Source organism: Lacicoccus alkaliphilus DSM 16010, assembly GCF_900142805.1.
In the GTDB taxonomy this organism is placed as follows: domain Bacteria; phylum Bacillota; class Bacilli; order Staphylococcales; family Salinicoccaceae; genus Lacicoccus; species Lacicoccus alkaliphilus.
On sequence record NZ_FRCF01000002.1, the window covers coordinates 464,715 to 482,567 of the forward strand.

Consider the following 17,853-nt stretch of genomic DNA (forward strand, 5'->3'; position numbering starts at 1 on the left):
TGTCAATATTATATCAGTGATCTGTATTTTCTTCAATTCATTTCGGCTTGCTTATTGCATCTTGCACGGTTATTTGGTAAAATACTTCTTGTTGCAATTAAAGTTGTACAACTAAATTGTGGAGGTGACGTTATGCCTAATATTAAATCAGCAATCAAAAGAGTTAAATCAAGTCAGAAAGCTGAAGATTTAAACATTGCTCAAAAGAATGCCATGCGGACTGCAGTGAAACGCGCGGAAACTGCCAAAACCGAAAATGCAGAGAATACTGACGAGCTTGTATCATATGCTGTCAAGCAGGTGGACAAAGCTAACAAGAAAAACTTACTTCATTCTAATAAAGCATCACGTATGAAATCAAAGTTAATGACTAAGTAAAACCTTCTTTCACAAGAAGGTTTTTTCTTTGTCAGATTTCCATTATGAAAAGCTCAAACAGTGTGTCCCGGTCCAGGTAACTGGATTTGAATTTATAATCCATGTTGCGGCACATGACCATTTTCTCCTCCAGATTACCCTGCCTGTGCTTTTTAGCTTCGCGTAAAGCGAGTTTCACTCTGTAAGGATGAACCTTCAGCTGTTTTGCCATATAATCCTGTGCGAACCCTTCTGCTGCAAGCAGCTTGACCTGGTACAGGAGCCTGAACTGGCTGATGATCAGGTGGAGCAGCTGTATCGGCTCATTTTTCTGTAAAATGAGCTGCCTCACCAGCTTCACAGCCTCTTCTTTACGGCCGTTCAGCACAAATTCGGTCAACTGGAATATATTCTGCTCCATGCTGGTGCTGACGACGTCCGCTACATCTTCTTCCGTTATCTTCTCCTCCGCGTACAGCATGACTTTCGCAAGCTCACTTTTGACATTGCTGTAATTTACCCCGGTTCTTTCAAGGAACATCCCGAGTGCCCGGTCCCCGATGTCCATCCCTTCATCCCTTAAAAGTTTTTTTATGAAATCCTTTATTTCGGTCTCCGTCATTTCCCGGATTTCAGTGACCGCGCCTTCTTTCATCATAAGTTTTGTGAGCTTTTTCCTTTTGTCCAGTTGCTCATTAAACACTTTGAAGATCATCAGAGTATCATCGTTCTTATTCTGTATATAATCCAAAAACAGGTCTATATTATGTTCGACATCACTTTTCACCTTAGACCCGGTCAGCAAAAACGCATCATTGATGATGATTGCCTTCCTGTCCGACAGGAAAGGCAGCGTCTGTGCTTCTTCAATGATGGCCTCCACACTGGTTTCCCTGTAATTAAGGGAGACCAGGCTGAATTCATCCGTTTCACCCAGATAATCTTCAGCCAGCTGTGTGGCTTGTTCTTCTATACGTATGGTGTTCGTACCGTAAATCACATGTATGAGGTTCATTATCTTCACTCCGTATTAAATCATGAATCTATTATAGCTTTTATTTGATAATTATCCTATAATAGATGATGAATAGTTTAGGGGGGTTTCTCAATGAATAAATTCGAAAAGAATGTACAATCCAAAAATAATGACGTTGTGGACTCCGGCCTGGCCTTTGTGGTCGGATTTCTGGGGCTTACGGTCATCTATGTCATCGCCCAGGTTTTTGAAGTGGTCGGCAGGCTGTGGTAGGAAGACTTTCGTCAAGGGAGCTGAGTAATCAGCTCTTTTTTTGTGCACTGATTCAGGAAAGGATCCAGACGGCTGATGATGCACATCGTCTCATCCCTGATGTTCAATTGTACCATGCCGGCTTCAGCTGTACTGAGAATATTAGTATGCGAAACCCGGTCGATCACTTCCTCATGTGGATGCCCGTACCGATTATCGGCCCCTGCCGAAACCAGCACATGCGCGGGGCTCACTTCCTCGATAAACCCGTTACTGCTTGAAGTGGCCGAGCCGTGATGTGCGAGCTTCAAAACATCCGCTGTGAGATCCTCCCCGGATTCCAGAAGCTTCCGTTCCACAGCCTCTGTAACATCCCCGGTCATCAAAAAATCATAATCACCAAGTGACACTTTCAGTACTATTGAACTGTCATTCGAGTCGGCACCCTCCAAACCATCATCCAGGGTCAGGTTTTCCATGAGTATGTGCCCTGCTTCCAGAGTCTTTATATCTTTTGATGCCAATATATTCCCGTTGTATTTTCCCTCAATGTGACTTTGGGACCACTCTACAAATTTCGGATCCTTTGAATTGACAAGAAGGTTCCTGACGTTTTTAGCCTCAAGTATGTCCTCCACTTCCCCGACATGATCGATATCCATATGGCTCAGTACCAGTAAATCTATATCATCGATTCCCCGTTCCTTCAAATAAGGCAGCACAGTCCGTTCCGCAAGCAGGGACTCCCTCCCCCCGAACGTGAATTGTCCGCCCGTATCAATCAGCACGGTGATGTCACTCTGATGATCTTCTATCAGGAATGCATCGCCCTGCCCCACATCTATCATGGTGAAAGTGAAATCATCCCTGTCTGTGATATTGGCTGTAAATATCAGTGTGATGAACACTGCACCCTTCAGAAATACTTTGAAAAAGTTCAACCTGCAAATGTCTGCAGCCATCATATAGCTGAGTACAGCGACCACTATATAGATCGGTGCATTCAAATTTTTTATGGAGTAACGGTGTTTGATCATATCAGCAAGAAAATAAATCACTTCCTTCGACCAGGAAAAAACAAAGTGGTACAAGTGATCGACAGCGGGTATATAGGGCAGAAGCAGAAGGAGTTGAAAAATGATCACCATCGGAAAAATGACCAGTGAAAAAAAAGGTACAAATATCAAATTCATTATGATTCCGCTGATGCTGATTTCGTTGAACTGTATCAGTATGATCAGAAATGTGGCCACTTCAGAAATCAGTGTAATCTGAATGAGCTGAGTAAGCGGACTATTACCATGGATGAACGTCCGGCTCAGCAAAATAAAATATGTAGTGATGTAAGAAAGCTGGAAGCCGGCATGGAACACTATATAGGGGTTGAGTGACATTTGAAGCAGGGCGCTCAAAGAAATGACGGTCAAATAGGGTTTCTTTCTGAAAAAAGAGGCGAGAATCAGCATGATGGCCATGAATACTGCCCTGAAAACACTCGGGCTGTAGATATTCATCATATAGAATATCAGCAGTGAGGCGATCAGCAGCAACTTCACGCTGCCTGAGGTCAGCCGCATCTTCCTTAAGATAAAGTAGAGGACCGCAGTGATGAATGCGACATGTGTACCTGAGATGACGAACAGGTGATATATCCCGAGTCTTTGCAACGCCTCAAAAAACTCACTTTCAATATAGCTCTTATTCCCCACCGTCAGGGTGAGGAGGTCGTATTTATAATCATATTCCGTATACTCCAGTACTTTTTGCATGTAAGTATTCCTGAAATGTGCAAGCCACATTTGAAAATCTTTATCTCCCCCTTCACACCTCTCCTCCTCAAGCTCTTCCAAATATATTCTTCCTAAGATATTGTTGACGGCGTATCGGGACGCTTCGTCCTGTTTTAAAAAGTTCCTCTGCCGTTTGATTTCGGCGACATCAAACGGCCCGGTGCAGCGGAGGCCTACCTCCTCCATATCAGATTCTTCCGTGAACAGCTCAAAAGTCCCACTTCCGGAAGACACGATATAATGTGTTTCATCCCGGTAATGCTTATAATCAACGATTATGAATTCATCAATTGTTGCAACGCTCCCTCCCAATTCAGAAGGATTCAAAAATATGGGCGGAATGGCTGCAATCAGTAAAAACCATAATACATGTGAGCGGTTCTTCAGTTTTCTGAAGCACAAAATGCAAAAAACCGCCAAAAAAAATAAGCCCAGCATCGGGCTTTTCAGGACTATGCATCCGGTGATCAACGACAGGAACACGAAGAAGGCGATCATTTGAAGTTTTCAAAATAACCGGCGACCTTTTGGAGGTCCAGGTCAATCTGTTGATAATTGACGCCTGTCTTATCGAGCAATTCAATTGCGTACGGATGATTTTTATAGTCTTCCGCATAATAGATGTTTTTGACTCCCGCCTGTATCATCGATTTTGTACAGTGCACACAGGGGAAGTGGGTGACATAGACACTCGCCCCCTCTGTCGAGGCTCCAAATTTCGAGCATTGCAGCAGTGCATTGATTTCGGCATGTATCGTACGTATGCAATGCCCGCCTTCTATGTAGCATCCGACATCGATGCAATGGTCTTCACCGGATACGGATCCGTTGTAGCCGCCGGCTATGACCCTGTTGTCCTTGACGATTAAAGCTCCGACCTTCAGCCGTTCACAAGTCGATCTGAGCCTGAGTAAATGGCTTTGTGCCAAAAAGTATTCATGCCAATCTATTCTCATCATTCATCCCGCCTTTATTCTATTGTAATATATGGTTCCAGACTGTCAAAAGTTTTTTCTCCGATGCCTGTGATAGTCATCAAGTCTTCTTTGGCCATGAACAAGCCATTCTGTTCCCGGTATTCCAAAATGAGCTGAGCCTTCTTTTCACCGATACCATTCAAAGTTGTGAGCTCGGCTGCAGTGGCAGTGTTTATATTGACCAAAGCCGTTCCCGCTTCATCCTGAGGGCTTACGGGAGTGCCGGGAATGACGGCTTTTTCGATCTCCCCCTGCTCAGGTACATAGATCACCATCTCATCTTTCACTTTTTCAGACTGATTCACTGTCAGAAGATCGGCTGATGATGAAACTTCTGCGAGACTCAATACATTCGTCACTCTTGCATCCTGAGGCACTTCAAATACACCGGGGTTTTTCACAGCGCCTTTCACTTCTACGATGACGTAAATCGGAGCGGTATCTACTGCCTTTTCCGGTTCCTCATCTTCCTCTGCATACGCAGTTTCAGAAATCGGGGTTTCATTGATGCTGACTTTTTCATTCCCGTCAAATATCAGACTGCCAACAAAAAGGACGATTAGTAATGCTGCGGCTCCTAAACTGACCAACGGCAGATGTTCTTTATATTTTTCATAATGTTCCCTGAACATTTCCCCATCTCCTTAAAAAACCCTTTTACTATATTAGGAGGAAAATGCAGTTTTTGATTTATTTTTTCATCAAGTAAATTAAAAAACTCAAAAAAGCTTTGCAACTAACAGTTACAAAGCTTTTTTGACGACATAAAACACCCTGTCGCAAACCGACGTCACAGGATTGTTTATATCAAAATCACTGAATGCAGTGTCAAGGTACAAACCCGCTTTTTCAATCATCTTGATGACATCCTTATGTTCATATGTCCTCTGTCTGTAAACTTCATCCATCCTGTGGTAAAGATCATCATCACTTTTTACGAAGTAGGTCATTTCATGGACCGCAGACAATGGGGCTTCGCCTTTATTGGCGTGCCAGATGTAGGTGATATGCTCGGTGTCGTCCGTATAGAGCATATCATTGAAGTCATTTTCCATCTTATATTTGCTGTGGATATCAAATATGAAGACCCCGTCGTCATCCAGATGATTCCGCACATTCTTCATAGTGGAGACGAATGCCTCTTCATCTTCCAGATAATTTAATACATCGACTGTCGCAACCACCATGTCGAACGTCACATCAAGTTCGAAATCTTTCATGTCGGCCTGGAAATAATGGATCGTTTCATTACCCTGCTCCGCGATTTCCAGCATCGATTCGGATATATCCATTCCATACTTTGTATGGAAATCAAGCTCTCTTGTCAGTCGTCCGGTGCCGCACCCCATATCCAGCACGGATCCGCGTCCACCCTTGAAATGATCGATGATGTCGAGCCAGAGATTGTAAGGAATATCATATGTCAGTTCATTATAAAAATGACCGATGGCCCCGTCCTGATGGTTAAATTCTGGTGTCAACATGCTCACCATTTTTGAATAACCGTTCCAGGTTGTAATATTCCCTTTCTGGTCTGTGGAAGACGTGGATGATCACGTCGTTGAGATCACATAATATCCACTTGGCTTCACGATAGCCTTCAACAAGCGCTTCTATATCCTGTTCTTTCGCCTGTTCCTTTATCTCATCTGCAATCGCCTGCACCTGCCGGTCTGAATTACCTTGGCATATGACGTAAAAATCGGTCACTGAGCTCGTATCTTTGACGTCGAAAGTCATTATATCTTCTGCACGCTTATTATCACATGCGTCAACCATCATCTCCAGTAATGCTTCACTTTTCATTCTTTCACTCCTTGACCATATTATAATAGTTATAACATTCGATTGTCCTATTATAAATCGGCCGATTTTTTTTCAGTAGACTCTTAAGTGTCATTCTCGTGATTTCGTATATGGCGAGATCCAGGTTCTTTTCCTCGAAGACAAGGTCTCTGATCTTGTCTACGCCCGGCTGTTTTCTGTCCGGTTCGATATAATCTGCTACATAAATGATTTTCTCTATCAAAAGCATCTGGGGCCGTCCGGAAGTATGGCTGGATATCGCGAAATAGATGCTTTCATCTTCGATGCCGTATTCAAACCTCATGATCGTCGCGGCGACCGGTCCGTGCAGAAGCTCTGAATTGAAGGCCAGCAAGGCCGGATCCAGATTATATTTCGTGACATACTGATACATGGTGCCAAGGTCATCATATTTGGAGTAATCATGCAGTATGCCCGCAAGGTAGCATTTATCTTTGTCCGCTTCAAATATCCCGGCCATCTTCACAGCCGTCTCGGCGACGCGCACAGAATGTTCATACCTTTTCTCAGGCAGTTTATCTTTGACCAATTTAAGTGCTGCTTTGTGTTTCATATAATGCATTCTCCTTAATATATTCATAAACCGATGCATCCAGAAAATGCCTGTAAGGCAAGCCCTGGCCGATGCGTGCCCGGACGAGTGTGGAGGAGATCTCCACGACCAGCTGATCCGCCCGGATGAAGGGGTTCGCTATGTCAACATCGTCACTGTGCCTCATCATGACAATAAACTTCATCATTTCAAGCAGGTCTTCGTGTCTGTACCAACTTTCAAAGCTTTCATACTGATCCGTACCCATCAGGAAATAGAGTTCATCCTCAGGGTACTTCTCCTTGAGGTAGACTGCCGTATCGTATGTGAAGCTCCTGCCTTCCCTTTGCAGTTCCACAGTATCCAACCCGATCCCCTCGTAACCGGCCGTCGCCTTTCTCAACATCTCCACCCGGTCATCATCATCCGAGGGCTTTAAAGTCTTATGCGGTGACTGCCTGGCGGGTATGAAGATGACCCTGTCGAGTCCAAACTTCAATTTCACTTCCAATACGGAAATGATATGGCCGATGTGGATGGGGTCGAAAGTGCCCCCGAATATCCCTGTCTTCATGACAATTCTATTTGCTTGTTCGTGGTGGATTCACGGTAAAGGATGATCGTATTGCCGATGATGCTCACAACATTACTGCCGGTCGCTTCGCTCACCTCTTGTGCAATGTCATCTTTATCTTCAAGACAGTTCTGCAAAACCGAAATTTTGATCAGTTCCCTTTTTTCGAGTACATCATTGATCTGCTCGATGAAATTGTCGGTCACCCCATTCTTCCCTACCTGGAATATCGGGTTCAGGTCGTGAGATTCTTTCTTAAGCTGCTTGATATTTTTAGATGATAATTCCGTCATTTTATGTCACCTCCGAATTTTTTGTCCAATTCTTTATATACAGCTTCGTAATTACCTTTGTATGCATGCTCATGCCATATTTCGAATGCATGCAGCCCCTGGTTGACCAGCATCGCAAGACCGTTCATCCTTTTTTCTTCATGGAAAGCCTCCAGGAATGGTGTCACATGAGGATTATAAATCAAATCAATGCCTATCGTATTTTCCGTGATTGCACTCTTAGGGAAATTCATCATGTCAAAAAGGTTTTCGTTCTTCAGGCCCACCGGTGTAGTGTTTATGATGACATCAAAATGGCCGATATCGTCAAAACCGGATAATTTGCTGAAGCCCTGATCACGGAAAGTGTCAAAACTCGCTTTCCGTCGAGCATAGATGGTGATCTCATCCCCGATTTCACGGTGCGCACGGAATACCGCCTTGCTCGCACCGCCGCCGCCAAGGATGAGGACCCTGCATGGTGAGCTGCCGAAACGCTCTGTATAAGCCTGCTTATACCCAGTCACATCTGTATTGAATCCGATCAGCCGGTCACCTTTGACCATCACTGTATTGACCGCCTCGACTTCCAGCGCCCTTGGGTCTATATCGTCCAGATGCTGCATGATTGTTTCCTTGTGCGGAATCGTCACATTGAAGCCATCCAGTTCATATTGTTTTATGATATCCCGGATATACTGAAGATCATCCGGCATCACATGTAATGCCTGATAAGTATCTTCAAGGCCGAGTGCCCTGAAGTTGGCATCATGGATCATTGGAGACAGTGTATGCCCGATTGGAGAACCGATTACAGCGAAGTTCATGATGATGAACCACCTTTGAAAATCGTTTGTCTCAGGTTCACTTCCACACCTTTTGGAACATGTACAGAAACCCGGGCACCTCCGGAGACGCTGATGAAAGCATATCCGCTGATCTCAATATCACTGTCTTCTGTAACATCGAACGAGAAGGTTTTGCCGTTCTCCATCAATACCGGTGATTCGATTTCCGGCGGTGCCAACAGCCCGGAATAATGCTTCTCATAGAAATTTTCTGCATTGCTCGTCTTCGTTCTGTGGAGTGTCAGCTGGTTGGACGCATATACGGTAAAGCTGCTTCTGTCCCCTGCTTCAAAATCCACACGTGCAAGACCGGACAAAAACAATGTTTGTCCGCTTTCAAGCTGGAAAGTGACCGGTTTGATCTCTTTTGAAGGTGTAATGTGCTTCAAATCATCTTTTGATATATAATGTGCCATCTGGCTCGGTACGATGACACCCGGCGTATCATATATGAATGCATTTTCATCCAACGGAATGTCTATGAGGTCAAGTGTCGTCCCCGGAAATCTGCTTGTAGTGATGACTTCGCCATCACCGGTGGTCATTTTAATCAACTGGTTGATGAGCGTCGATTTTCCGACATTGGTGGTCCCGACCACATAGACATCTTTTCCTCCGGCATGGCTGGTGATCATGTCTATCAAACGATCCAGCCCATGATTTTTTAATGCGCTGACGGCGACCATATCCACCGCGGTGATGCCGTTTTCCTTCAGCATCAACTTAGCCCTGTGAATCAGCCTGTTGACATTCACAGATTTTGGCAGAAGGTCGGTTTTATTTAGCACGGCAATGACTTTCTTATCTCCGACGATACGATTGAATGAAGGTATGAGACTTGCGTTGATATCGAAAGCATCAATCACTTTGATGATCAGCCCGTCCACCTCGTATAAGGAGTTCAACATGGTCATGAACTCTCCGGAATCGATATCCACATCCATTATTTCATTATAGTGTTTCAGACGGTAACATCTCCGGCAAATGGCATCTTCCCTTTTCATGCCGCTTTCGGGTATATAGCCTTTTTTCGTTTCATCCCCGGACTGCAGTGCGGCACCGCAGCCGATACATTTTAAATCACTCAATGATTAGTCCTCCTTAACCAACAGCCCTTTTTTCCTGAAATATCTCATGATGAACCTCTCGATTCTTCTGTTCAGCAGGGTTGCATAACCATCCCTGTTTTTTACAGGCACCACCAGTATGCTCTTGATGCCGATGAGGTTTGCACCAAATATATCGGTCAATAACTGATCCCCCACCATAACGGTTTCATTTTTGGATACACCTGTTGAACTTATGGCTTTCTTATAGTTTTTTGATAATGGTTTTCTTGCATTGAAAATATAATCAATATCATGAGGCTTTGCAAATTGCCTGACCCTCTTCTTCTTTCCATTGGAAACGATGGTCACTTTGATGCCATTTTCTTTCATCAGGCGGACCCACTCCAGTACGCGGTCATTCGCGTTCATTTCATCATAGCCTACAAGGGTGTTATCCAGATCGATGATCACCGACTTGACATCAAGCTGATTCAACCTTGCCGGGGTGATTTTCGTAAAGTCTTCCACGTAGGAAGTTGGCATAAAATATTTTTTAATCAATTTAAAAGCTGTCCCCTCTAAACTCATTTCTTCTATTTTATCACATTAATAAAAGCACCCTAAATTTTAAGGTGCTTTTCATTTACTCAATAATATCATTATCTTCAGTTTCTGTGTCGCGGTAAATGAAGTATCCAATTACAACTGTCGCTATAATTGATAAAATCATTAATAAAGTCATTATGGTCCCTCCACATTACAGTTCTTTTAATAATAATATTACAGCTTCAGACGAATTTATACAAGCTTTCCCAAGAAATTCCTCATAAGTCATATCGGCGCTCTGACCGGCCTTATCCGAAATCGCACGGAGGATGAGGAAGGGGACGTTGAATTGGTGGCATGTCTGGGCAATGCTTGCCGATTCCATATCCACAGCGAGTCCTGCACTGAATTTCCTGATGATTGCTTCCTTCTGCTCCTCACCGGCGATGAAGGAATCCCCGCTTACGATCAATCCGCTCACGGCAGCAATCGTTTCATTGCCCTTCAAGACACCAAGCGCTGCAGAAGCAAGGTTTCCATCGGCTTTGTAGGCCTCAGGCATCCCGGGCACCTGTCCCGGCAAATAACCAAACTCCGTTGCATCCACATCATGGTGACGGACTTCACTGGACACGACCATGTCGGTCACATTCAGATCTTTGGCTAACGCACCGGCAACACCGGTATTGATCACCATATCCGCATCGAATCTTTCAATGAGCATTGCAGTAATCAATGTTGAGTTGACTTTACCGATGCCGCTTTCAACCAGGATGACATTTCGGGACTGCAGAGTGCCTGAATAGAAGTCCGTATGTGCGATGGTCGTCGTTTCATCGACGTCCATCCACCCTTTTAAGATGTCGACTTCGTCTTTCATGGCACCGATGATACCTATGACTTCCCCGCTCTTTTCATCAGTCAATGGAAACGATCTTCACTTTCATGGACGAGCCGTTCGGCAGAGGTACATTGATTTCATCTTTCAGCTTAGCACCAAGCAGGGATTGGGCCATCGGGGATTCATTGGAGATTTTACCCTCGAACGGATCCGCTTCGGCACTCCCCACGATTTGATACTGTTCTTCATCCCCGTCAGGCAGCTCAGTGAATGTGACTGTTTTCCCGAGCTGCACCGTATGATTGTCCCCGGTATCTTCGATGATCTTCGCATGGCGGATCATTTCTTCTATTTTTGTGATCTCCTGCTCGACGAAGCCCTGCTCATCTTTGGCCGCATCATACTCGGAGTTCTCCGATAAATCCCCGAAGCTCCTTGCCACTTTTATCTTTTCGACCACTTCCGGACGCTTGGTGGTGATGAGGTATTCCAGTTCTTCCTGTAATTGTTCGTATCCGCTTTCCGTCATTGGATATTCTTTGTTATTGTTCATTTTTTCACCCTCCGTAAAACTTTCACTTTTATTTTTATAAATTTTCAATCAAGCTTCTGATTTTCGTAGTTATGATATCGATTGCGACAATGTTCTCCCCGCCTTCGGGGATGATGATGTCACTGAAACGTTTTGTCGGTTCGATGAACTGGAGATGCATCGGCCTCACAACCGTCAAATATTGGTGGATCACTGATTCCATGGAACGTCCGCGTTCTTTGATGTCCCTCGACATCCGCCTCAGTATCCTGATATCGGAATCTGTGTCGACATAGATTTTAACGTCCATCAAATCCCTCAACTGCTCATTTTCCAATGCAAAAATACCTTCAATGATGATCACATTCTTCGGCTCGACCCTGATCGTCCTGTCACTGCGTGTATGATTGACATAATCATAGGTGGGTATTTCCACACTCTCCATATTAATCAATGATTTGACATGTTCAATCAGCAGATCATTATCAAAGGCGAGCGGGTGGTCATAATTCGTTTTCAACCGTTCTTCCATCGTCTTGTTGCTCTGATCTTTATAATAGTAATCCTGTTCTATTAGAGTGATGTCGTGCTCCTCGAGGGAGGCGATGATTTTCCTAGTCACCGAAGTCTTGCCTGAACCGGTGCCGCCTGCAATACCGATAATCGTTGGTTTTTCCATCTTCTACACCTGACTTTTTGAAATAACTAATAACCCATCACCTACTGGTAAAAAGGATGTGGGATAATTGCTTTTGCTCATATTCTGATTAAAGGCATCCACTTTTTCCTTCAGTTTCCTTTTGTTCCTGCCGGTTATTCCGTCGTCGATGACCAGACCTCTCAGAAGTATGTTGTCCACTACAATCAAACCGTCTTCCTTTACAAAAGGGCTGAACTTGTCAAAGAAAAGCTGGTTGTTGCCTTTTGACGCATCTATAAATAACATGTCGACCGACGCTTCATCCAAATTCAAGTCTATGGTTTTTGCGTCATCCAGATGGGCATCCACCCTCGATCCGACTTTGTACTTTGAAAAATTTTCAACAGCCGTTTCATAAGATGCTTCATCTTTTTCTATGGTGATCAAACGGGAATCGTCATAAACGGATAACATATGCAGGCCGCTGTAGCCGATCGCTGTGCCGATTTCCAGGTATGTCTTCGCCGCTTTAATCCTTATCAGATGTTTAAGCGCTGCCAAAGCATCGCTGTCTATGACAGGAACATTTTTTTCAACAGCATACGACAGTATATCCGGATAACTTTCATGACCTGTATTCAAAGTCTTTACGTATTGAGCTAAATCCATATAATCACCACATACAAAAAATACAACTGATAACAAAAGTTATCAGTTGTGTAATCATTAATGAATATGGTACCACATTACCCGATTATTGAAAAGAAAATCTTACTGATTGTTGATATATTCTTCCCTGTTTTCGATATGCTCTTCAAATGTTTCTGCAAAATGATTGTTGCCTTCACTGTCGGCAAGGAAGTAGAAGTAATCCGTACTGCTCGGATTCATCGTACTTTGAATGGACTCCATGCCCGGAGAAGCGATGGGCCCCGGCGGCAGTCCCGTATGCAGGTAAGTGTTATATGGATCTTCGACTTCCAGATCTTCAAACAATGTACGCTCCTGGTGCTCGCCCAGTGCATAAAGCACCGTCGGGTCCGTCTGCAGCGGCATGGCGGGAACTTCGGCCATGCGGTTCAGGAAGACGCTCGCGATCATCGAGCGGTCTGCCAGGGAAGTGGCTTCCATTTCTATCAATGAGGCGAATGTCAGAAACTCATGGAATGACAACGCTACCGATTCGCCTTCATAGTTGACCCTCACCTCGTCTACGGAATTGTAGACTTGAAAACTGTTGATCTGGGTCGCGTCAAGCATCTGCCTGATGATGCCCTCAATATCAGGCTCTTCTTCCGTGATATCATATGTTGCAGGGAATAAATAGCCTTCCAGCGGATATTTCACATCTTCATCCAAAATTTCCTCTGTGAGCATATCCGGATAGCCCTCTATCAATGACTGAATGAATTCAGTATCCTCCATCAGCTCCAGGAACCGCTCTTCAGAGACAGGCAGGTTTTGACTGAGCTGTTCTGCAATCTGTTCCACTGAATAGCCTTCAGGAATCGTAATCCTGTGGAGCACTTCCTGATAAATCGCCCCTGTTTCAAGAGTCCTTGCAATCTGCTCATAATCCATCGCCGGAGAAAGCTCATATTCTCCTGCCTGGTAATTGGTGATGCTGTTCAACCTCAAGTAAATTTCAAACATAGTGGCACTGTCGATAATGCCCTCTTCTTCCAGCTGCTCACCGATCATACCTGCTGAAGAACCTGATTCTATGACGATTTCTTCAGTCTCTTCGGAATTGGCATCCATAGGCTCTCCAATCGATGTGAGGAAAAGGTAGGCGAAGATCGCCACCACTATCACACCGATTGCCAGCAGCCCGATGATGATCAATGACAGATAAGAAGATACATTCTTTGAAAACCTGATATCCTCATATCTACTCATAATAGACTCCTTATCTTTAAAAATAGCTTCCAATTTAATTGGAAGCTATTTTGAATCATTCGTTTATTACTCTTCCGGCTCATCCATCTGAGTATTTACAACTTCTTCAATCATGTCCCATTCCTCATCTGTTTCGACTGGTAAAAATTTACCACCGTCCCCATCTTCGTCAGGCACATTGATCATGGGAATCAACTCGATATCCCCTTCTTCATCCTCGAAGTTGCCTTCTTCCGCTAAAATAATATAATCCTTGTTGAATTCAGGATGATGGAATTCCAGCATTTTACGGTACAGTACCTCATTGCCTTCTTCATCGAACAAAGTCAGCAATTCTTCTTCATTGTTAAAGTCCAATTCATGAGACATATTCATAGCTCTCCTTTTGTCGGTTTATCAAGATAGCCCTGCAATATGAAAACTGCGGCCATCTTATCGATCACGGCTTTGCGTTTTTTGCGTGATACATCAGCTTCAAGTAAAGTCCTTTCGGCTCCAACAGTACTCAAGCGTTCATCCCACATGATTATTTTAACACTTGGGAGATGATTCGCAAGTATTTCACTAAAATATAATGACCGCTCGCCGCTTTCCCCGATGGAATTGTTCATGTTTTTGGGGAGGCCGATGACCACCGAGGAAATATCATGTGCCTCGGCAATTTCAGCTATCTCTTCGAGACCGTATTTCCCATTGTCAAAATCGACTTTCAAAGTGGTCAGACCCTGTGCCGTCCAGCCAAAGGCATCACTGATTGCAACACCAATCGTCTTTGTGCCGACATCGAGACCCATCACTTTACCCATTAATTTCACTGTCGACATAAGTTCTGACAAGCACTTCTATGATTTCGTCGCGGTCCACGTGACGGATCTGATTCCTGGCTTCATTCTGACGTGGAATATATGCAGGGTCCCCGCTTTGAAGATAGCCGACCAGCTGGTTGACCGGATTGTAGTCCCTTTCCTCCAAAGTTTTATAAACGTTAGTCAATATTTCTTTAACATGTTTTGCCCGGGATTCGTCTACATTGAATTTTACAGTCTCATCAAATTGTCCCACAAAAGCACTCCTAACTCCCTAAATGATTTATCACCATTATACCATTTATACGCGCTTCAGGGCAGTAGTAATGTAGTCGTTAACAAATTGTAATGCAATTGTTAAATTGTGGGGCTCTGTACCGCCGCCCTGGGCCATATCCGGACGTCCGCCGCCTTTTCCGCCGACGCGTTCAGCCATGCCTTTCATGATATCGCCCGCTTTGAACCTGTCAGTCAGGTCCTTCGGCACCGTGACGACCAGTGCAACTTTGCCGTCGGAGACGCTTCCCAGAGCAATGACGGCATCCTGGTTGGCCGATTTTACATCGTCCATGACCGCCCTCAATTCTTTGGCATTTTTTGCACTGACTTCGGTCGCAATCAATTCGACGTCGCCTACTTCATGCTTGACGTCTTTAAGATCCGTCAATTTATCTTTTGCCGATGCGGATTTCAAATCTTTAATTTCCTGCTTCAGTTCAGTTCTTTCGTCATAAAGCTGAGATATCTTCCTGGCAATATTATCTTCTTTCACTTTCAGGGCAGATGCCACTTCCTGCAGCTGACGTTCCTTTTGTTTATAATATTCGAGGGCATACTTGCTCGTCACCGCTTCGATTCTGCGGATGCCGGCCCCGATGCCTGTCTCTGCAATGATTTTAAAGAGGCCGATATCCGCAGTATTCACTACGTGGATGCCGCCGCAGAGTTCAACGGAGTATTCCTCCATATCGACGACGCGTACGACATCACCATATTTTTCACCGAATAAAGCCATAGCACCTTTCTCTTTGGCGTCTTCAATCGGCATTTCAGAAATTTGAACGTCCAGACCTTCATAAATTTTTTCATTGACTGCATCTTCTATCGTTCTTATTTCTTCTTCCGTCAACGGATTCAGGTGTGAGAAGTCGAAACGGAGCCTTTCCGCTTCAACAAGTGAACCTGCCTGATTCGCATGTTCTCCGATTGTGTCCTTCAAAGCCTGATGCATCAGGTGTGTTGCCGAGTGATTCTTGACGATGAATCTACGCTTGTCTTCATCCACGCTCAAGCTGTACGAAGCCCCCGCTTCCACAGCCCCGTTCACCAGTCTCGCGATATGGACATTCTGATTGTTCGGGCCTTTGTAAACCGCCTCGACCCGGAGCTCTGATGTTCCATTTTTAATCACGCCCGTATCCGCCGTCTGTCCGCCGCTCACAGCATAAAACGGCGTTTTGTCAAAGATGAGTTCCACAGTCTCCTCACCATCATACGAATCCAGCGCCTGGTCATCCTTGACGATCAGTAAAAGTTCCGCCTCTTCATGCATCGATTCATATCCTGTGAAGGTGCTTGGTTCAGTGAAGTTTGAGAGGGTTTCAGACTGGACCTGCATCGATTCGCCTGCCTTACGTGCACTTCTCGCGCGTTCCCTCTGCTTTTTCATCTCTTCCCTGAATCCTTCATCATCCACTCTAAGCCCGTCATTCTCTGCATACTCTTTAGTGAGTTCATAAGGGAATCCATATGTGTCATACAGCTTAAATGCCTCCTCACCTGTAATGACACCGGTGGTATCCTTGACTGATGCCTTAATCGATTCATAAATCCGTATGCCTTCATCCAGAGTGGAGAGGAAACGCTCTTCCTCTTTCCTCACGACCTCTTTTATGAAATCACTTTTCTCTTCGACGTTCGGATAAAAACCTTTCATGATATCCGCGACGGTGTCCACAAGCGAGAACATGAATGCATCTTTGACGCCGAGTTCTTTTGAAAACCTTACAGCGCGGCGCAGAAGACGGCGCAGCACATAACCCCGCCCTTCATTTGAAGGCAGTGCGCCGTCCGCAACCGCAAAGCTGACCGTCCTGACATGGTCGCTGATGACTTTGAATGCTGCGTCCTGCTGATCATTTTCACCATAATTTTTCCCGGAGACTTCCTCAATCTTTTGAAGCAGCGGCATGAAGAGATCCGTGTCGAAATTCGTCGGCACGTTCTGTACGATGCTCGCTATCCTCTCAAGACCCATCCCCGTATCTATATTTTTCTTAGGCAGTGGCGTATAAGTGCCGTCGCTGTTATGGTTGAATTCACTGAATACAAGATTCCAGATTTCAAGATATCTTTCGTTCTCACCGCCGGGATACATTTCTTCATCGGGTGCATCATATTCATAATCCGGTCCGCGATCATAAAATATCTCGCTGTTCGGACCGCACGGACCTTCACCAATATCCCAGAAGTTGCCTTCGATTCTGATGATGCGGTCTTCGCTCAACCCGATATCCTCCCGCCAGATATTGAATGCGTCCGTGTCTTCGGGATGAATGGTGATATACAGCAGTGATTCATCGAATCCCATCCAGTTCTCACTCGTCAGAAACTCCCAGGCAAGTGTGATGGACTCCTTCTTGAAGTAATCCCCGATCGAGAAATTCCCGAGCATTTCAAAGAACGTATGGTGCCTTGCCGTGAATCCGACATTCTCAATATCATTCGTCCGGATGGACTTCTGTGCGTTCACTATACGCGGATTATCGGGTATGATGCGCCCGTCAAAGTACTTCTTCAGTGTCGCGACGCCGGAATTGATCCACAATAAGGAATCGTCATCGATGGGTACGAGCGGTGCACTCGGCTCCACCATATGATCTTTTTCTTTAAAGAATTCAATGAATAAATCCCTGATTTCGTTTCCCGTCATTTGTTTCATTTCACTCACTCCTCAAATTAAAATAAAAAACGCCCCTATAATGAATATAGGGACGAAAAATTCCGCGGTACCACCCAGGTTATGGCAAAGCCATCACTCTAAATATTGTTATTCGCCGAAGTGCAGCACGTGAATATGCGTGTCATTGTTTTCACCGGCCACAATGTCTCTGTGCATCACTGCATATACACTCG

24 protein-coding genes are annotated in these 17,853 nt (G+C 44.7%); 3 read left to right on the forward strand and 21 right to left on the reverse strand.

What is annotated here, in order from left to right:
* Nucleotides 1-132: 132 nt before the first annotated feature.
* Nucleotides 133-378: a 30S ribosomal protein S20 gene (gene rpsT, locus BUA12_RS02530; protein ID WP_072707982.1), complete on the forward strand. Its 246-nt coding sequence runs from the start codon at nt 133-135 to the stop codon at nt 376-378.
* Between the two features lie 31 nt (nt 379-409).
* Here the strand turns inward: rpsT and holA are convergent, their stop codons facing one another.
* Nucleotides 410-1,372 (reverse strand): DNA polymerase III subunit delta, encoded by a 963-nt coding sequence (gene holA / locus BUA12_RS02535; protein ID WP_084669846.1) that lies wholly within the window; start codon nt 1,370-1,372, stop codon nt 410-412.
* A 93-nt stretch (nt 1,373-1,465) separates the two neighbouring features.
* On the opposite strand from holA, the gene BUA12_RS02540 reads away from it, so the two are divergent.
* Nucleotides 1,466-1,606: a YqzM family protein gene (locus tag BUA12_RS02540; protein WP_072707984.1), complete on the forward strand. Its 141-nt coding sequence runs from the start codon at nt 1,466-1,468 to the stop codon at nt 1,604-1,606.
* 11 nt (nt 1,607-1,617) lie between these two features.
* Here the strand turns inward: BUA12_RS02540 and BUA12_RS02545 are convergent, their stop codons facing one another.
* Nucleotides 1,618-3,561: a DNA internalization-related competence protein ComEC/Rec2 gene (locus BUA12_RS02545; RefSeq protein WP_178138213.1), complete on the reverse strand. Its 1,944-nt coding sequence runs from the start codon at nt 3,559-3,561 to the stop codon at nt 1,618-1,620.
* A 145-nt stretch (nt 3,562-3,706) separates the two neighbouring features.
* Between BUA12_RS02545 and BUA12_RS13000 the strand changes: the two genes are divergently transcribed.
* The gene (locus tag BUA12_RS13000) at nt 3,707-3,877 is read left to right on the forward strand and encodes a hypothetical protein (RefSeq protein WP_178138214.1); all 171 of its coding nucleotides are present in this window, start codon (nt 3,707-3,709) and stop codon (nt 3,875-3,877) included.
* Here the strand turns inward: BUA12_RS13000 and BUA12_RS02550 are convergent.
* The 19 genes from BUA12_RS02550 to alaS form a co-directional block, all read right to left on the reverse strand.
* Nucleotides 3,870-4,334, reverse strand: coding sequence for a ComE operon protein 2 (locus BUA12_RS02550; RefSeq protein WP_072707988.1), 465 nt, complete (start codon nt 4,332-4,334; stop codon nt 3,870-3,872). The two genes, BUA12_RS13000 and BUA12_RS02550, sit on opposite strands and share 8 nt — an antisense overlap.
* A gap of 11 nt (nt 4,335-4,345) precedes the next feature.
* Nucleotides 4,346-4,984: a helix-hairpin-helix domain-containing protein gene (locus tag BUA12_RS02555; RefSeq protein WP_084669848.1), complete on the reverse strand. Its 639-nt coding sequence runs from the start codon at nt 4,982-4,984 to the stop codon at nt 4,346-4,348.
* A gap of 111 nt (nt 4,985-5,095) precedes the next feature.
* Nucleotides 5,096-5,833, reverse strand: a complete 738-nt coding sequence (locus tag BUA12_RS02560; RefSeq protein WP_245772728.1) for a class I SAM-dependent DNA methyltransferase — start codon at nt 5,831-5,833, stop codon at nt 5,096-5,098.
* Nucleotides 5,817-6,158, reverse strand: a complete 342-nt coding sequence (gene rsfS, locus BUA12_RS02565) for a ribosome silencing factor (RefSeq protein ID WP_072707992.1) — start codon at nt 6,156-6,158, stop codon at nt 5,817-5,819. The genes BUA12_RS02560 and rsfS overlap by 17 nt, the downstream gene beginning before the upstream one ends.
* A 4-nt stretch (nt 6,159-6,162) precedes the next feature.
* Entirely contained in the window at nt 6,163-6,732 is a 570-nt protein-coding gene (gene yqeK, locus BUA12_RS02570; RefSeq protein WP_072707994.1) for a bis(5'-nucleosyl)-tetraphosphatase (symmetrical) YqeK, read from the reverse strand.
* Nucleotides 6,710-7,285 carry a nicotinate (nicotinamide) nucleotide adenylyltransferase gene (nadD, locus tag BUA12_RS02575; protein ID WP_072707996.1) on the reverse strand — a complete coding sequence of 192 codons (576 nt, stop codon included), beginning with the start codon at nt 7,283-7,285 and terminating at the stop codon, nt 6,710-6,712. Before nadD ends, yqeK begins: the two co-directional genes overlap by 23 nt.
* Nucleotides 7,282-7,578 (reverse strand): ribosome assembly RNA-binding protein YhbY, encoded by a 297-nt coding sequence (gene yhbY, locus BUA12_RS02580; RefSeq protein ID WP_072707998.1) that lies wholly within the window; start codon nt 7,576-7,578, stop codon nt 7,282-7,284. The genes nadD and yhbY overlap by 4 nt, the downstream gene beginning before the upstream one ends.
* Nucleotides 7,575-8,384 (reverse strand): shikimate dehydrogenase, encoded by an 810-nt coding sequence (gene aroE / locus BUA12_RS02585; RefSeq protein WP_072708000.1) that lies wholly within the window; start codon nt 8,382-8,384, stop codon nt 7,575-7,577. The genes yhbY and aroE overlap by 4 nt, the downstream gene beginning before the upstream one ends.
* Complete coding sequence (yqeH, locus tag BUA12_RS02590; protein WP_072708002.1) at nt 8,381-9,493, reverse strand: ribosome biogenesis GTPase YqeH; 1,113 nt, start codon at nt 9,491-9,493, stop codon at nt 8,381-8,383. The genes aroE and yqeH overlap by 4 nt, the downstream gene beginning before the upstream one ends.
* A gap of 3 nt (nt 9,494-9,496) precedes the next feature.
* The gene (locus tag BUA12_RS02595; RefSeq protein ID WP_245772729.1) at nt 9,497-10,015 is read right to left on the reverse strand and encodes a YqeG family HAD IIIA-type phosphatase; all 519 of its coding nucleotides are present in this window, start codon (nt 10,013-10,015) and stop codon (nt 9,497-9,499) included.
* 196 nt (nt 10,016-10,211) lie between these two features.
* Nucleotides 10,212-10,925: a 5'-methylthioadenosine/adenosylhomocysteine nucleosidase gene (locus BUA12_RS02600; RefSeq protein ID WP_072708006.1), complete on the reverse strand. Its 714-nt coding sequence runs from the start codon at nt 10,923-10,925 to the stop codon at nt 10,212-10,214.
* A complete protein-coding gene (gene greA / locus BUA12_RS02605) occupies nt 10,918-11,394 on the reverse strand; it encodes a transcription elongation factor GreA (RefSeq protein ID WP_072708008.1) in 477 nt (158 codons plus the stop codon). Before greA ends, BUA12_RS02600 begins: the two co-directional genes overlap by 8 nt.
* A gap of 34 nt (nt 11,395-11,428) precedes the next feature.
* Entirely contained in the window at nt 11,429-12,052 is a 624-nt protein-coding gene (gene udk, locus BUA12_RS02610; RefSeq protein WP_072708010.1) for a uridine kinase, read from the reverse strand.
* Nucleotides 12,053-12,055: 3 nt separating this feature from the next.
* Nucleotides 12,056-12,682 carry an O-methyltransferase gene (locus BUA12_RS02615; protein WP_072708012.1) on the reverse strand — a complete coding sequence of 209 codons (627 nt, stop codon included), beginning with the start codon at nt 12,680-12,682 and terminating at the stop codon, nt 12,056-12,058.
* A gap of 102 nt (nt 12,683-12,784) precedes the next feature.
* Nucleotides 12,785-13,912, reverse strand: coding sequence for an endolytic transglycosylase MltG (gene mltG / locus BUA12_RS02620; protein ID WP_072708014.1), 1,128 nt, complete (start codon nt 13,910-13,912; stop codon nt 12,785-12,787).
* 66 nt (nt 13,913-13,978) lie between these two features.
* Nucleotides 13,979-14,287: a DUF1292 domain-containing protein gene (locus tag BUA12_RS02625; protein WP_072708016.1), complete on the reverse strand. Its 309-nt coding sequence runs from the start codon at nt 14,285-14,287 to the stop codon at nt 13,979-13,981.
* Complete coding sequence (ruvX, locus tag BUA12_RS02630; protein ID WP_415735702.1) at nt 14,284-14,736, reverse strand: Holliday junction resolvase RuvX; 453 nt, start codon at nt 14,734-14,736, stop codon at nt 14,284-14,286. Before ruvX ends, BUA12_RS02625 begins: the two co-directional genes overlap by 4 nt.
* Nucleotides 14,711-14,974: an IreB family regulatory phosphoprotein gene (locus tag BUA12_RS02635; RefSeq protein ID WP_072708021.1), complete on the reverse strand. Its 264-nt coding sequence runs from the start codon at nt 14,972-14,974 to the stop codon at nt 14,711-14,713. The genes ruvX and BUA12_RS02635 overlap by 26 nt, the downstream gene beginning before the upstream one ends.
* Nucleotides 14,975-15,019: 45 nt before the next feature.
* Nucleotides 15,020-17,659 carry an alanine--tRNA ligase gene (alaS, locus tag BUA12_RS02640; RefSeq protein WP_072708023.1) on the reverse strand — a complete coding sequence of 880 codons (2,640 nt, stop codon included), beginning with the start codon at nt 17,657-17,659 and terminating at the stop codon, nt 15,020-15,022.
* Nucleotides 17,660-17,853: the final 194 nt, after the last annotated feature.